Raw genomic sequence first — 14,757 nt, 5'->3', positions numbered from 1 at the left:
GGCGGATCATGACCGTTCTGGAGGACCGGTGGCGCAGCCAGGCACGCCCGAGACCGAGACCAGCCCCGAGGGGGCCGTGCCGGTCCCGCCGGCGCATGACGCGTCGCAGCTCGAGCGGGCGATGTTCGAGGTCAAGCGGGTCATCGTCGGTCAGGACCGGATGGTCGAGCGGATGTTCGTGGCGCTGCTGGCCCGCGGTCACTGCCTGCTGGAGGGTGTGCCCGGCGTGGCCAAGACCCTCGCGGTGGAGACCCTGGCCAAGGTGGTCGGCGGCACGTTCTCCCGGGTGCAGTTCACGCCCGACCTGGTCCCGGCCGACATCGTCGGCACCCGGATCTACCGGCAGAGCAACGAGCAGTTCGACGTCGAGCTCGGCCCGGTCTTCGTCAACTTCCTGCTCGCCGACGAGATCAACCGCGCGCCGGCCAAGGTGCAGTCGGCGCTGCTCGAGGTGATGGCCGAGCACCAGGTGTCGATCGGCGGCAAGAGCTACGACGTGCCCGACCCGTTCCTGGTGATGGCCACGCAGAACCCGATCGAGCAGGAGGGCGTCTACCCGCTGCCCGAGGCCCAGCGCGACCGGTTCCTCATGAAGATCATCGTGGGCTATCCGACCGACGCCGAGGAACGCGAGATCGTCTACCGGATGGGCGTGAGCGCGCCGGAGCCGAAGCAGGTCTTCACCCCGGCCGACCTGCTCGCCCTGCAGCGCCGGGCGGATCAGGTCTTCGTGCACAACGCGCTGGTCGACTACACGGTCCGGCTGGTCCTCGCGACGCGCGCCCCGGCCCAGCACGGCATGCCGGACGTCGCCCAGCTCATTCAGTACGGGGCGAGTCCCCGCGCCTCGCTCGGCATCGTCCGCGCCACCCGCGCCCTGGCCCTGCTCCGCGGCCGGGACTACGCGCTCCCGCAGGACCTGCAGGACGTCGCACCGGACATCCTGCGCCACCGCCTGGTGCTCAGCTACGACGCGCTCGCCGACGACATCCCGGCCGACCACATCGTCGCCCGCATCATGCAGATGGTGCCGATGCCCTCGGTCGCCTCCCGTCAGGGCACCTCGCCGAACGGCAGCGCCCACCCGCCCGCGCCGAACGGCGGGCAGCCGAACGGGACCCAGCCGGTCAGCGGCATCCCGGCCGGCGCCCCGGCGTTCCCGCAGAACGGCCCCTGGCCGCACCCATGAGTCAACCCGTCGGCACGACGCCGGCGCCGCCGGAGGAGGCGGCGCGGGCCGAGGCCGTCCTCGCCCGGCTGCAGCTGCTCGTCACCCGGAAACTGGACGGCCTGCTCCAGGGCGACTACGTCGGGCTGCTCCCGGGCCCGGGGACCGAGGCCGGCGAGTCCCGGGAGTACCGGCCGGGCGACGACGTGCGCCGGATGGACTGGCCGGTCACCGCCCGCACCACGCTCCCGCACGTGCGGCGCACGGTCGCCGACCGCGAGCTGGAGACGTGGATGGCGATCGACCTGTCGGCCAGTCTCGACTTCGGCACGGCCAAATGGCTCAAGAAAGACCTGGTGATCGCCGCCGCGACCGCGATCACCCACCTCACCGCCCGCGGCGGGAACCGGATCGGAGCCGTCGTGGGCACCGGATCCGCCGTACGGGGAAAAGGGGTTTCCGGGTTTTTCAAGAAACGGACGGCGGAGTCGGAGGCGCCGGGCCCGTCGGTGGTCCGGATGCCGGCCCGGCCCGGTCGCAAGGAGGCGCAGGGCCTGCTCAGGGCCATCGCGCGCACGCAGGTCCGGCCCGGCCGCGCCGATCTCGGCGAGTTGATCGACCTGCTGAACCGGCCACCCCGGCGGCGCGGCGTCGCCGTGGTGATCTCCGACTTCCTGGCGCCGGTGGAGAGCTGGTCGCGGCCGATGCGCAAGCTCGGCGTCCGGCACGACGTGCTGGCGATCGAAGTGGTCGACCCGCGTGAGCTGGAGCTGCCCGACGTGGGCGTGCTCACGCTGGCCGACCCGGAGACCGGCGACCTGCACGAGGTGCAGACGGCCGACCCCGCGCTGCGCGAGCGCTACGCGGCGGCGGCGGGGGAGCAGCGGGCCGCGATCGCCCGGGCGCTGCGCGCGGCCGGCGCCGCCCACCTGCGGCTGCGCACCGACACCGACTGGCTGCTGGACATGGTCCGCTTCGTGGCCGCCCAACGACACGCACGCACCCGGGGGACCACTCGATGATCCGCTTCCTGGCTCCGTGGTGGCTGCTCACGCTGCTGCCCGTTCTCGTCGTCGCCGGCGCCTACGTGTGGCGGCAGATCCACAAGCGGTCGTACGCGATGCGCTTCACCAACGTCGACCTGCTGCGCACCCTCGCGCCGAAGGGGCTGGGCTGGCGCCGGCACGTGTCGGCGGCCGCGTTCCTGCTGATGCTGGCCGCGCTGGCGTTCTCCACCGCACGCCCGTCGGTCGACGAGGAGCAGCCGCTGGAGCGCGCGACCGTGATGCTGGCCATCGACGTGTCGCTGTCGATGCAGGCCGACGACGTGGCGCCGACCCGCATCGAGGCCGCGCAGGAAGCGGCGAAGGCGTTCGTCAACGAGCTGCCCCCGACGTACAACCTGGGGCTGGTGTCGTTCGCGAAAGCGGCGAACGTGCTGGTCGCACCGACCAAGGACCGCTCCGAGGTGCTCGCCGGCATCGACAGTCTGACGCTGGCCGAGGCGACCGCCACCGGTGAGGCGGTCTTCACCTCGCTGGACGCGATCCGCACGATCCCGGCCGACGGGGCGGACGGCGCGCCCCCGGCCCGGATCGTGCTGCTCTCCGACGGTTACCGCACGTCCGGCCGCTCGATCGAAGATGCCGCGACCGCCGCCGCCGGGGCCAACGTGCCGGTCAGCACGATCGCGTTCGGCACCGACACCGGCGTCGTCGACATCCGCGGCCAGCTGCAGCGGGTGCCGGTGGACCGGCTCTCGCTGCAGGAGCTGGCGGAACGGACGAAGGGCTACTTCTACGAGGCGGCCTCGGTGAGCGAGCTCAAGAAGGTCTACGAGGACATGGGCAGCTCGATCGGGCACCGGACCCAGCCGCGCGAGGTGACGCAGTGGTATGCGGCGACCGCGCTGCTGCTGGCCCTGGTCGGGGCGGCCACGAGCCTGCTGTGGACGTCCCGCCTGCCGTGACCGGTCACCCGGGCGATCGGCGCCGGGCTGAAGATCGCTGGTTGCGGTCCGGCCGCCGGCCGCTCCGGTCGAGGTCGCGGCCGCCACTCCCGCACCCGGCTGGCGTCCAGCGTGGTCATGCGCGCTGAACAGCGACGTTCATGGCGAGCCGGCCGGATTCGGCCGGCTCCTGGCGCGGTCATGGGTGCCGGGAAACGACAGCGGGCGGGACCGGAGCGGGCGGATCAGGGCGTGTGCGAGGCGAGCACGAACAGCATGACGACCCAGGCGGTCATCACGGTGAAGCCGAGGGGAGCGATCAGGTTCTTCATGGTGGTAGCCACCTACTTCCGCTTCGTGACTGGCGGGTGAAGAAGCGCACAGCTCACGTCGCGGCCATGCCCGGACCCTGAATGCCGCGGCGCACACGGCACGACCGGCTCCCCGCGAAGGCAGGGTGAAGCCGGTGGGAACGGGTGGGAGTCTGGTCAGCGGTCAGAAACGCTGACGAGCGTCCCGGCCACGACTAGGAGGATCGCTATCTCGCACAGCGATCACCTCCGCGAATCGTCGGGCCAGGGAACGCCGGGAACTGTACCCCTTAAAGACAACTTAAGAAACTCAGGCTCCCCGCAGGTGTCGCGGAACACCCGTCCGGGTCATTCGCCCGCCGCGACCAGCCCGGTCTCGTAGGCGAAGACCACCGCCTGCGCCCGGTCCCGCAGCGACAGTTTCGTCAGGATTCGCCCGACATGCGTCTTGACGGTCTGTTCCGCGACGACGAGGTCGGCGGCGATCTCCTGATTCGATCGACCGCGTGCGATCAGCCGCAACACCTCGGTCTCGCGCGGGGTGAGCGCGTTCAGCGCGACCGGGCGGGCCCGGCCCTTCTGCGGGCGGGCGGTGAACTCGGCGATCAGCCGCCGGGTCACCGACGGCGCGAGCAGCGCCTCGCCGGCCGCCACCACGCGGACCGCCTGCACCAGGTCGGCGGCCGGGGCGTCCTTGAGCAGGAAGCCGCTGGCGCCGGCGCGCAGCGCCTCATAGACGTAGTCGTCCAGGTCGAAGGTGGTGAGGATGAGGATCTTCGGGCCGCCGGCCAGCCGGCGCGTGGCCTCCAGCCCGTCCATCACCGGCATCCGGACGTCCATCAGGATCACGTCGGGGTTCAGATCCCGGGCGGCGGTGACCGCGGCTGCGCCGTCCGCCGCGTCGCCGACGACCAGCAGGTCGGGCTGGGCGGCGAGCAGCGCGCCGAACCCCTGCCGGACCATCGCCTGGTCGTCCGCGATCAACACCCTGATCATCGTGCCTCCGGCTGCCGCGGGATGCGGGCCAGCACCCGGTAACCCCCGGCGCCGTCCGGCCCGGCGGTCAGCTCGCCGCCGAGCAACGCCACCCTCTCACGCATCCCGATCAATCCGTGACCCGGTTTGTGCCCGGGCTCCGGGGACGCGGTCAGCTCGTTGCGGACGCTCAGCTCCAGGTCGGGGCCGTCGGCGCGAGCGGTCAGCGACACCGGGCCGCCGGGCGCGTGCCGGGCCGCGTTGGCCAGGGCTTCCTGCACGATCCGGTACGCCGTGAGCCCGGCCGTCGGATCGATCCCGGTCAGGGCGGGCAGGTCACCGGTGACCGCCAGCCCGGCTTTCCCGGCGGTGTCGACGAGGGCGGTGATCTCCTCGTACCCCGGCTGGGGAGCGCGCTCGGCCGCCTGGTTCTCCGCCCGGAGCACCCCGAGCAGCCGGCGCATGTCGGTGAGCGCTTCCCGGGCCGCTCCGGCGATCGAGGCGAGTTCCTCCTTCGCCTCGTCGGGCAGCCCCTGCAACCGGTACGGTGCGGTCTCGGCCTGCACCGCGATCATCGACATGTGGTGCGCGACCACGTCGTGCATCTCCCGGGCGATCCGGGCGCGTTCCTCCAGCACCGAGCGCCGGGCCCGTTCCAGTTCGTTGATCTCTTCCTGCTCGGCGAGGAGTTCGCGGGTGCGCCGGCGGCGGTAGAAGATGTCGCCGAGCACCGCGGCCGCGGCGACCGTGATCGCGGCACCCCCGGAGTTGGGCCCGCCGAGCAGCAGGACCGGGATCACCGTGAGCGTGACCGCCCAGAGGGTGATCAGGGACGGGCTGACCGCGGCGAGGCGGGCGATCACGAACAGCGTGGCGATGATCTGCACCGTGTTCCACGGCCAGGCCTCGTTCGCCGCGTGGTTGATCACGCCGACGAGGAGCATCACGAAGGTGAGCCGCCACGCGTACAGCGGGTGGCGGTAGGCGATCACCACCGGGAGCAGCGACCCGATCGCGATGATCCCGATCACCACCGCGGGGAGCTCGCGGTGCGCCAGCAGATCCTGCCAGGCGACCGCCACCATGCCGACCAGGAAGAAGAGGATCAAGGGAAGGGCGTACCGAGCGCGGCCGCTGGCCGTTGGACGCGGTGTCTCGCGTCCGAACGTGAGCCGAACCAACGGCCCCATTACGCCGTTTCGAGGCCTGCGGTCGGTAGTCTCCATCCCCAGCAGGGTAGGACGATGGAGCTGGCGTGTCGTCGCCCCGCGGTATCACATACCTGGGTATGACCCCGACCTCTCGAAGGAGTGCGCTGTGCCTCGCACCGTGTTGGTGACCGGCGGAAACCGTGGCATCGGCCTGGCCATCGCCCAGGCGTTCGCCAAGCAGGGCGACCGGGTCGTCATCACCCACCGTGGGTCGGCCGTGCCGGAAGGCCTGTTCGGCGTGCAGTGCGACATCACCGACTCCGAGTCGGTGGACGCCGCGTTCAGCTTCGTGGAGGCCGAGATCGGGCCGATCGAGGTCGTGGTGGCGAACGCCGGCATCACCGACGACACGCTGCTGCTGCGCATGTCGGAGGAGCAGTTCGAGCGGGTGCTGGACACGAACCTGACCGGCGCGTTCCGGGTCGCGAAGCGGGCCAGCGGCAAGATGCTCCGCGCCAAGTGGGGCCGATTGATCTTCATTTCCTCGGTGGTCGGCCTGTACGGCGGCCCCGGCCAGGTGAACTACGCCGCGTCGAAGGCGGGTCTCGTCGGCATGGCCCGTAGCATCACGCGGGAACTGGGCACGCGGAACATCACCGCGAACGTGGTGGCGCCCGGTTTCATCCAGACCGAGATGACCGACGTCTTGCCGGAGTCGCGCAAGGCCGAGATCATCAAGGCCGTCCCGGCCGGTCGGCTCGCCAGCCCGGACGAGGTCGCCGCGGCGGTGACCTTCCTGGCGAGCGACAGTGCGGCGTACATCTCGGGCGCCGTGCTCCCCGTCGACGGGGGTCTGGGGATGGGGCACTGAGTTTTTCCGAGAACCTTTTTCAGGAGAGAATGTTGTCTGGACTGCTGGCCGGCAAACGGCTGCTCGTCACCGGCGTCATCACCGACGCCTCGATCGCCTTCTCGGTGGCGAAGCTCGCGCAGGAGAACGGCGCCACCGTCGTGCTCACCGGCTTCGGCCGGCTCTCGCTGGTGGAGCGGATCGCCAAGCGGCTTCCCGAGCCGGCGCCGGTCATCGAATTGGACGTGACCAACCAGGAGCACCTGGACTCGCTCGGTTCCCGCGTTCGCGAGCACGTCGACGGGCTGGACGGCGTTGTCCACTCCATCGGCTTCGCCCCGCAGAGCGCCCTCGGCGGTACGTTCCTGGAGACGCCGTGGGAGGACGTCGCGCAGGCGCTGCACGTCTCCACGTTCTCCTACAAGTCGCTGGCGACCGCGTGCCTGCCGCTGATGGACCAGGGCGGTTCGATCGTCGGCATGACCTTCGACGCGACGAAGGCGTACCCGCTCTACGACTGGATGGGCGTGGCCAAGGCCGGTCTCGAGTCGGCGTCCCGCTACCTCGCGATGTACCTGGGCAAGCACGGCATCCGCAGCAACATCGTGTCGGCCGGTCCGCTGCGCACGATGGCGGCCAAGTCGATCCCGGGCTTCAGCGACTTCGAGGACGCCTGGACCCAGCGCGCGCCGCTGGGGTGGGAGCTGACCAACCCGGAGCCGACCGCGAAGGCCGTCTGCGCGTTGCTCTCCGACTGGTTCCCGGCCACCACGGGGGAAATGGTCCACGTCGACGGGGGTTATCACGCCATCGCGGCCTGACGACCGCACCGAGCGGCGCCCACCTGCAGGTCGAGACGCATCTCGCAGGCGAGGGCCGGCAGGGCGGGCCCGCGCCGGCACGGCGTGAGCCGAGTGACACCGCTGACAGGGATGGGGTTCCGCTGCACCGGGTGACCGGTCCGGTGGCAGGATGGTCGGGTGGTTTACGACGCGTTCGTCCTGCTCTCCTTCGGCGGCCCCGAGAAGCCCGATGACGTGATGCCGTTCCTGCGCAATGTGGTGCGCGGGCGCGGCGTCCCGGACGAGCGCCTCGCCGAGGTGCGTGAGCACTACATGCACTTCGGCGGGGTGTCCCCGATCAACCAGCAGTGCCGTGACCTGCTGGCCGCGGTCGAGGGCGAGTTCGCCGCGCACGGCATCGGCCTGCCGGCGTACTGGGGAAATCGCAATTGGCATCCGATGCTGGCGGACACCGTGGCGCAGATGCGGGACGACGGTGTCGAGCACGCACTGGGCTTCGCCACCAGCGCCTACGGCGGTTATTCCTCCTGCAAGCAGTACTGGGAGGACATCGCCGCCGCCCGCAAGGCCGTCGGCCCGAAAGCGCCGGTGATCAGCAAGGTGCGGCAGTTCCACGACCATCCCGGTTTCGTCGAGCCGCACGCCGAGGCGGTCCGGACCGCGCTCGGCACCCTGGATCCGGCCCGCCGCGCCACCACCCGGGTCGTCTACACCGCGCATTCGATCCCGATGAGCATGGCTCGCAACGCCGGGCCGACCGGTGGCCGCTACAACGCCCAGCTGGAGGAGACTGCCCGGCTGGTCCAGGCCCGGGCCGCCGAGGACCTGGGTTATGACCTGGTCTGGCAGAGCCGCTCCGGCCCGCCGCAGGTCCCGTGGCTGGAGCCGGACATCAACGACCACCTGGAGGCGCTCGCCGAGAAGGGCGTGACCGACGTGGTGGTCAGCCCGATCGGGTTCGTCTCCGACCACCTCGAGGTCGTCTGGGACCTGGACAACGAGGCGAAGGAGACCGCCGACCGGCTCGGCCTGGGCTTCGCGCGCGCGGCCTCCCCGGGCGTCCACCCGAAGTTCGTGTCGATGGTTCGTGAGCTGGTCCAGGAGCGGCTGAGTGATCAACCGCACAACAAGCTGGGTACGCTGCCGACCTGGGACGTCTGCCCGACGAACTGCTGCCCCCCTGCGAAGCGACCTGGAGCACCGGCATGAAGGAACGCAAGGCCATCGAGAGCTGGCTCACCGACATGGACGGCGTGCTCGTCCACGAGGGCGAGCCGGTGCCCGGCGCCCCCGAGTTCGTCAACCGGATGAAGGCGTCCGGCAAGCCGTTCCTGATTCTCACCAACAACTCCATCTACACCCCGCGTGACCTGCAGGCCCGCCTCACCCGGATGGGCTTCGAGGTGGACGAGCAGTCGATCTGGACGGCCGCGCTGGCGACCGCCCAGTTCCTCGCCGACCAGCGGCCGGGGGGCACGGCGTATGTGATCGGCGAGGCCGGCCTGACCACCGCCATGCACGCGTCGGGCTACGTGCTGACCGAGTTCGAGCCGGACTACGTGGTCCTCGGCGAGACCCGGACGTACAGCTTCGAGGCGATCACCAAGGCGATCCGGCTGATCAACGGTGGGTCCAAGTTCATCTGCACCAACCCGGACGCGACCGGCCCGTCGACCGAGGGGCTGCTCCCGGCGGCCGGCTCGGTGGCCGCGATGATCTCCAAGGCGACCGGCGTGAAGCCGTACTTCGTCGGCAAGCCGAACCCGATGATGATGCGCTCGGCGCTGAACGCGATCGGCGCGCACAGCGAGACGACCGCGATGATCGGCGACCGGATGGACACCGACGTGCTCTGCGGCCTGGAGGCGGGCCTGGAGACGATCCTGGTGATGACCGGCATCAGCACCCGGATGGAGTCGGAGACGTATCCGTACCGGCCGTCCCGCATCGTCAACTCGGTCGCGGACCTGATCGACGAGATCTGACCCGCGCGGCCCGCTCGTGCCGTGCCCGTCCGGCCGGCACGAGCAGGCCGAGTGCCAGCAGCACCACCCCGGTCAGCACCACGCGCAGGTGATCGCCGCGCAGCCACCAGAGGACCGGCAGACCGGCGTACGGCACCCGCAGCCGCTGCGTCCCGGTCACCGCGCTCACCGGCACCGGCATCGCGTCCTCCACCCGGTTCGCGTCACCCTTGGTGATCAGGTCGCCGTGCGTGTCGACCCGGACGATCCGGTGCAGCGTCGACCGGCCCGGCCGCCCCGGACTGCGGAACCGGATCACGCATCCGGCTCGTAGCCGGCGCGCGGCCGGCGGCGCGGTCAGCACCACGTCACCGGGCTCGACCGCGGGCCGCATCGACCCGCTCACCACCACCGACGACGTCCAGCCGAGCAGCGGCGGGGTCAGGCCGGCGACGGCCAGCGTGCCGGCGGCGACGAGCGGCACGACCCGGCGGCGGTGGGCGGTTCCGGTCACAGCCCCCATGCTGGCGCAGCGCCGCGCGGCCGGTGGGATAACGTCGGATCCGTGCCGTCGTGGGAAGAGTCCTATCTGGGTCAGTTGCGGGAATCGGTCGGCCCGGATCGGGTGCTGATGACCGTCGGGGCGCGGGCCGTGCTGCGCGACGACGAGGGCCGGGTGCTGCTGATCCGGCGCAGCGACAACGGGCGGTGGGCGCTGCCGGCCGGCACGATGGAGCTGCGGCAGACGTTGCGCGACTGCGCGATCCGCGAGGTGCGGGAGGAGACCGGGCTGGTCGTGCACGAGGTCACGCCGTTCGCCCTCTACTCCGGGGAGGGGCTGACGACCAGCGCGTACGGGCAGCCGTACCAGCACGTGACGCTCGCCTGCCGGGCCGACTCGTGGTCCGGCGAGCTGCTGCGCGAGACCGACGAGACGATCGGCGCCGGGTTCTACCCGGTGGACGCGTTGCCCGGCTCGGCCGGGCCGAACACCCGCCGTACCCTCGAAGATCTTGCTCGTTTCGAAGCCGGCGAAGCGTTCACGCTGGCATGAGCGAGCCTGCGAGCGAATCATCGAAACTCATGGCGACGCCGCAGCGCAGCGGAGCCGGCGGCATGAGCGAGGTCATCGCCGCGGCGTGGGTGTGTGTGCGGGAGCGTCGCGTCCTGGTCGTCCGCGCGACCAACTCCGACGCCTTCTACCTGCCCGGCGGCAAGCCCGAGCCGGGGGAGACCCACGCCGAGGCCGCCGCGCGCGAGACGCTGGAGGAGGTCGGGATCGTCCTCAGAGCAGATCAACTGCAATTCTTCCGTACGATCCAAGCCCCCGCCCACAATCGCCCACCGGGTACCCGCGTCCGCCTCGTGACCTTCCGCGGCGAGCCGTCCGAGGCGAACGCCGTCCCCGCGGCGGCCAACGAGATCGCCGAGCTGGCGTGGTTCACCTCGGCCGACGCCCCGCGCTGCGCCCCCGCGATCCGCCTGCTGGTGGACGAGCTGGTCACCGCGGATCTGATCGACTAGCCGTCGCTAGAGCTGCGATGCTCCGCCGTCGACGGCCAGCTCCGCGCCGGTGGTGAAGGTGGCGTCGAAGGCCAGGAACGCCGCGGCTCGCGCGACCTCCACCGACTGGCCCATCCGCCCCATCGGGTTGGACTCGGTGTACCCGGCGATCATCTGCTCCGCCACCTCGATCGGCAGGCTCCGCTGCAGGATGCCGGTGTCGATCGGGCCGGGGCTGACCGCGTTCACCCGGATCCGGCGGGGCAGCAGCTCACGACCGAGCGTCCGGGCCATCGACCGTAGCGCCGCCTTGCTCGCCGAGTAGACGCTCAGGTCGGGCAGCCCGTTCTCGTTCACGATCGACGTGGTCAGCACCACGCCCGCGCCCGCGGCCAGCACCGGGACGAGACTCTGCACGGTGAAGAACGGGGCCTTCGTGTTGGCGTCGAACACCCGGTCGTAGTCGTCCTCGGTGACCTGCTCGAACGGGCCGGCCCCGGCGACTCCGGCGTTGACGAACAGCGCGTCGATCGTCCCGAACTCCGCCCGTACCCGGTCGGCCAGCTCGGCCCGATCGGCGGCCACCGTCGCGTCACTGCGCAGGGTCAGCAGGTCGTACTTGTCGCGCACCTCGGCCAGCCCGGTGCCGGATCGCCCGGTGACCAGCACCCGGGCGCCACCTGCCCGGAGCAGCTCGGCGATGGCCAGCCCGATGCCGCTGGTGCCGCCCGCGACGACGGCGCTCTTCCCGGCGTACGTGTTCATGATTCCTGTGCTCCTCGTGCCGATCGTGTCCGCGTTCTCGCGAACAGATCCATCCAACGGCGGCCCCGGTGTCCGCGTCCAAGACCTGTTCCGTACGTCGTCATGCCGTTCCGGCATGGGTACGCTGGCCTGGTGCGAGTCCCCGGTTCCGAGCTCGATCTGCGTCTGGTCGGTTACTTCACGGTCGTCGCCGAGCAGGGCAATTTCGGCCGCGCCGCCGTCGTACTGCGTGTGGCCCAGCCGTCGCTGAGCCGGCAGATCCAGCGCCTGGAGGAGTTCCTGGGCGTCCGCCTGCTGGACCGCACCCCGTCCGGCAGCTCGCTCACCGACGCCGGCCGCGCGTTCCTGCCGCAGGCGCGGGAGCTGCTCGCCGCCGCCCACCGGGCGACCGTCGCCGCGCGGGCCGCCGCCGCCCCGCGCGAGCTGACCGTCGGCTACCTGCCGACCCTGGTGGTCACCCCGGCCGTGCAGGCACTGCGGCAGCGCCACCCGGACGCCCGCATCCGGACCCGGAGCCTGCGCTGCAACGACGCCCGGGCGCTGCTGGAACGCCGGGTCGACCTGATGGTGCTCCACACGCCGGTGCCGTTCGCCACCGACCATCTGCGCATCACCGAGCTCTACCCGGAGCCTCGCGTCGCCGTCCTGCCGGTCGGGCATCGCCTGGCGGGCCGGGAGTCGATCTCCGTCGGCGATCTGGCCGGTGAGCCGTTCCCGACGTGCGGGGCCGCCAACCCTGAGTGGAACGTCTTCGCGCGCCTGGAGCCGCGGCCGGACGGGGCCGTGGTGCGGGACGCGCCCGCGGTCTACGAGTCGTTCGAGGACACCCTGGAGCTGGTCGCGGCCGGCGACGCGGTCCTGGTCGTCCCGGCCGGTGACCGCCGTCCGGCGGCGCATCCGCACCTGGTGACCGTCCCGGTCACGGACGCCGAGCCCGCCCGGGTCGTCGTCGTGTCCCGCGCCGCTGACCCGAATCCGCTGGTGGCGGAATTCCTGGCGGTGGCCGGGGCGACGCTCACCGCCGCCGGGGCGGCCCCGGGCGCCGCCACGTACCGGCGGGCCCGCCCGTCTCCGCGGCGCCGGACGCTGCGGACGGCACCCGGCTGATCAACCGGCCCCGCGGGTCTCGGTGAACCATCGGTTCGCCACCTGCGTGTGGAGGCTGAAGCCGAGCTCGGCCGGCCCGTCGAGCACCTCCAGGCCGAGCGACTCCACCGTGGGTGGCGTGCCGGGGAGTTCACCGGGCCCGGCCAGGCGCGGGAGCAGTCCGAAGATGAGCAGGGTTCCGTCCGGGGCGCTGAGGGCGTCGAAAAGACGTACCTCCGCGGGGTCGGCCTTCAGACCTGTCTCCTCGGCCAGCTCACGTGTGGCGCCGGCCTGCCAGGTCTCGCCGAACTCGATGAAGCCGCCGGGCAACGCCAGCGTGCCGGCCGCCGGTGGAATGCCGCGCCGGATCACCAGCAGACCGGAACCGATCGGCTGCAGGGCGACCGCGACCGGTGTCGGGTTCCGGTACATCGTCTCCCCGCACGCCGCGCACCGCCGCGGCCACGGCTGATCGGGCACGAACCGCGCGCCGCAGAAAGTGCAGTGCGCGTGCCGATCGGCGGTCATGCCGCCGCTTCCGCCGCGCCGGCCCCGCTCATGCGTGCAGGGGCGCGTTGCAGGCGGCGACCAGCGCCTGCCGGCACGCCGCGGTCAGCGGCCGCAACGCCTCGTCCCGCTGCTGCGCCTCGTAGCCGTTGACGGCGCCGCCCGGCGCGTTCGTCCCGGCGAGCGCCAGCACCTGGTCGAGCACGCCGGCCCGGGCGAACAGCCGCCGCGACCGCGGGTCGAACCCGGGCGGCAGCGTGGCCGTGCTCTCCGGCCGTCGCAGCGTCTGCAGGGCGCCGGCGAGTTCCGGTTTCCACTGCGCGATGTCCAGTGCGGTGAGCCGGGTGGTGGCCTCGCCGAGTGCCGCGGTCAGCTGCGCCTCGGCCTCGGCCGCGCCCATCTGGAACACCGGCCGGTGCTCCGGGGCGGGCAGCACCTGCCAGACGACGGTCTCGAACTCCACACCGGAGCCGGACGTGTGCCGGCGCACCTCGGGCACCAGACCGAACTCCGGTGTGATCACCGCCTCACCGGCCAGCAGCGCGGCGCCGGTCAGCGGCCCCGGGCCGGGCAGGCCGCGGGGGTCGCCGGGAACCGGGAGGACCAAACGGATGTCGTCCGGATGCAGCTTCGCGAAGATCGGCAGGCCCTGGCCGAGCGGCACATCGGTCCAGGTGCCCGGGGCATCGGCGACGAGGTGCTCCTCGCCGGAGGCGATCTCGTCGGCCAGGTCGTCGAACGGAACCAGTCCGGCGCGCCAGGCCCGCACCCAGGCCACGAATCGGGTTGACCGGCGGGCGGTGCGGGTGGCCGCATCTGCTGCGGAATGCATGCGAGCAAGGGTACGTGCCACCCCGGAACCTTGTCTCGACTCGGAGCGTCACCCCGGCGTGTCCGAAAGTACCGGCTACCGTGCGACTCATGTATGGGGAGGACGTGCTGTCCGGCAACTGGCGCCGGCGCAAGACCATTCCGGAGGTGGACGCCGAGCCCGACCTGGTGGTCGAGGACGCGGACTCCGGTTTCTGCGGTGCGGTCGTCGGCTTCGAGCTCGGCGCCGTCGTCCTGGAGGACCGGTTCGGCAAACGGCGGAACTTCCCGCTCGCGCCGGCTGCCTTCCTGCTCGACGGTCAGCCGGTCACGCTGCGGAAACCGGCCGCGTCGGCCACTCCGGCGCAGCGCCGGATCACCGCGTCCGGCTCGATCGCGGTGGCGAACGTGACCGCGCAGGTCGCCAAGGCCAGCCGGATCTGGGTCGAGGGCATCCACGACGCCGCCCTGGTCGAGCGGATCTGGGGCGACGACCTGCGCATCGAAGGCGTGGTGGTGGAGCCGCTGGACGGCATCGACGACCTCGCCGCGGCCGTGCGTGACTTCCGGCCGGGCCCGCAGCGGCGGCTCGGGGTGCTCGTCGACCACCTGGTCCCGGGGTCGAAGGAGAGCCGGATCGTGGCGTCCGTCACCCACCCGGACGTGTTGATCACCGGCCATCCGTACGTGGACGTCTGGCAGGCGGTCAGGCCCGAGCGCGTCGGCCTGAGCAAGTGGCCGGTCATCCCACCGGGCCGCCCGTGGAAGGAGGGCGTCTGCGAGGCCGTCGGCGTCCGCAGCCCCCAGGACATGTGGCGCAAGATCCTCGCCTCGGTCCACAGTTACAAGGACGTCGAGACACCCTTGATCAACTCGATGGAGCGATTGATCGACCACGTGACCGAGTAGATGGCCG

General features: G+C 71.7%; 17 protein-coding genes. 11 read left to right on the top strand and 6 right to left on the bottom strand.

Going from position 1 to position 14,757, the window contains the following annotated elements; genetic code table 11:
- Nucleotides 1-28: 28 nt before the first annotated feature.
- The 3 genes from ACH442_RS00935 to ACH442_RS00925 are packed head-to-tail and all read left to right on the top strand — an operon-like array spanning nt 29 to nt 3,137.
- Nucleotides 29-1,189, top strand: coding sequence for an AAA family ATPase (locus ACH442_RS00935; RefSeq protein WP_396120485.1), 1,161 nt, complete (start codon nt 29-31; stop codon nt 1,187-1,189).
- Nucleotides 1,186-2,190: a DUF58 domain-containing protein gene (locus ACH442_RS00930; protein WP_396120484.1), complete on the top strand. Its 1,005-nt coding sequence runs from the start codon at nt 1,186-1,188 to the stop codon at nt 2,188-2,190. Before ACH442_RS00935 ends, ACH442_RS00930 begins: the two co-directional genes overlap by 4 nt.
- Nucleotides 2,187-3,137: a VWA domain-containing protein gene (locus ACH442_RS00925; protein ID WP_396120483.1), complete on the top strand. Its 951-nt coding sequence runs from the start codon at nt 2,187-2,189 to the stop codon at nt 3,135-3,137. Before ACH442_RS00930 ends, ACH442_RS00925 begins: the two co-directional genes overlap by 4 nt.
- Nucleotides 3,138-3,775: 638 nt before the next feature.
- Here the strand turns inward: ACH442_RS00925 and ACH442_RS00920 are convergent.
- Both ACH442_RS00920 and ACH442_RS00915 read right to left on the bottom strand, forming a co-directional pair.
- Nucleotides 3,776-4,423, bottom strand: a complete 648-nt coding sequence (locus ACH442_RS00920; RefSeq protein WP_396120482.1) for a response regulator — start codon at nt 4,421-4,423, stop codon at nt 3,776-3,778.
- The gene (locus tag ACH442_RS00915; RefSeq protein ID WP_396120481.1) at nt 4,420-5,511 is read right to left on the bottom strand and encodes a sensor histidine kinase; all 1,092 of its coding nucleotides are present in this window, start codon (nt 5,509-5,511) and stop codon (nt 4,420-4,422) included. The genes ACH442_RS00920 and ACH442_RS00915 overlap by 4 nt, the downstream gene beginning before the upstream one ends.
- Nucleotides 5,512-5,719: 208 nt before the next feature.
- Between ACH442_RS00915 and ACH442_RS00910 the strand changes: the two genes are divergently transcribed.
- The 4 genes from ACH442_RS00910 (at nt 5,720) to ACH442_RS00895 (ending at nt 9,191) form a co-directional block, all read left to right on the top strand.
- Nucleotides 5,720-6,424 (top strand): beta-ketoacyl-ACP reductase, encoded by a 705-nt coding sequence (locus ACH442_RS00910; RefSeq protein WP_396120480.1) that lies wholly within the window; start codon nt 5,720-5,722, stop codon nt 6,422-6,424.
- Between the two features lie 32 nt (nt 6,425-6,456).
- Entirely contained in the window at nt 6,457-7,224 is a 768-nt protein-coding gene (fabI, locus tag ACH442_RS00905; protein ID WP_396121009.1) for an enoyl-ACP reductase FabI, read from the top strand.
- Nucleotides 7,225-7,383: 159 nt separating this feature from the next.
- Nucleotides 7,384-8,415, top strand: a complete 1,032-nt coding sequence (locus tag ACH442_RS00900) for a ferrochelatase (protein ID WP_396120479.1) — start codon at nt 7,384-7,386, stop codon at nt 8,413-8,415.
- The gene (locus tag ACH442_RS00895; protein WP_396121008.1) at nt 8,355-9,191 is read left to right on the top strand and encodes an HAD-IIA family hydrolase; all 837 of its coding nucleotides are present in this window, start codon (nt 8,355-8,357) and stop codon (nt 9,189-9,191) included. Before ACH442_RS00900 ends, ACH442_RS00895 begins: the two co-directional genes overlap by 61 nt.
- On the opposite strand, the gene ACH442_RS00890 is transcribed toward ACH442_RS00895, so the two are convergent.
- Nucleotides 9,157-9,684 carry a signal peptidase I gene (locus tag ACH442_RS00890; protein WP_396120478.1) on the bottom strand — a complete coding sequence of 176 codons (528 nt, stop codon included), beginning with the start codon at nt 9,682-9,684 and terminating at the stop codon, nt 9,157-9,159. The genes ACH442_RS00895 and ACH442_RS00890 overlap by 35 nt on opposite strands.
- A gap of 117 nt (nt 9,685-9,801) precedes the next feature.
- On the opposite strand from ACH442_RS00890, the gene ACH442_RS00885 reads away from it, so the two are divergent.
- The gene (locus ACH442_RS00885) at nt 9,802-10,224 is read left to right on the top strand and encodes an NUDIX domain-containing protein (protein WP_396121007.1); all 423 of its coding nucleotides are present in this window, start codon (nt 9,802-9,804) and stop codon (nt 10,222-10,224) included.
- Nucleotides 10,225-10,253: 29 nt separating this feature from the next.
- Nucleotides 10,254-10,694 carry an NUDIX domain-containing protein gene (locus ACH442_RS00880; protein WP_396120477.1) on the top strand — a complete coding sequence of 147 codons (441 nt, stop codon included), beginning with the start codon at nt 10,254-10,256 and terminating at the stop codon, nt 10,692-10,694.
- A 6-nt stretch (nt 10,695-10,700) separates the two neighbouring features.
- Here ACH442_RS00880 and ACH442_RS00875 read toward each other — a convergent pair whose 3' ends face one another.
- Nucleotides 10,701-11,438: an SDR family oxidoreductase gene (locus ACH442_RS00875; RefSeq protein ID WP_396120476.1), complete on the bottom strand. Its 738-nt coding sequence runs from the start codon at nt 11,436-11,438 to the stop codon at nt 10,701-10,703.
- 132 nt (nt 11,439-11,570) lie between these two features.
- On the opposite strand from ACH442_RS00875, the gene ACH442_RS00870 reads away from it, so the two are divergent.
- Nucleotides 11,571-12,545, top strand: coding sequence for a LysR family transcriptional regulator (locus ACH442_RS00870; RefSeq protein ID WP_396120475.1), 975 nt, complete (start codon nt 11,571-11,573; stop codon nt 12,543-12,545).
- Here the strand turns inward: ACH442_RS00870 and ACH442_RS00865 are convergent, their stop codons facing one another.
- On the bottom strand, nt 12,546-13,052 hold the full coding sequence (locus ACH442_RS00865; RefSeq protein ID WP_396120473.1) for an NUDIX domain-containing protein: 507 nt from the start codon (nt 13,050-13,052) through the stop codon (nt 12,546-12,548). It abuts the gene before it with no gap.
- Nucleotides 13,053-13,080: 28 nt separating this feature from the next.
- Nucleotides 13,081-13,863, bottom strand: coding sequence for a hypothetical protein (locus ACH442_RS00860; RefSeq protein WP_396120472.1), 783 nt, complete (start codon nt 13,861-13,863; stop codon nt 13,081-13,083).
- Nucleotides 13,864-13,952: 89 nt separating this feature from the next.
- On the opposite strand from ACH442_RS00860, the gene ACH442_RS00855 reads away from it, so the two are divergent.
- Nucleotides 13,953-14,750 (top strand): DUF3097 domain-containing protein, encoded by a 798-nt coding sequence (locus ACH442_RS00855; protein WP_396120471.1) that lies wholly within the window; start codon nt 13,953-13,955, stop codon nt 14,748-14,750.
- Nucleotides 14,751-14,757 lie beyond the last annotated feature (7 nt).

Source organism: Actinoplanes sp. NPDC020271 (assembly GCF_044388125.1).
Lineage (GTDB): Bacteria > Actinomycetota > Actinomycetes > Mycobacteriales > Micromonosporaceae > Actinoplanes.
The sequence above is the reverse complement of the archived record's forward strand: the minus strand, read 5'-3'. Positions and strand labels throughout refer to the sequence as shown.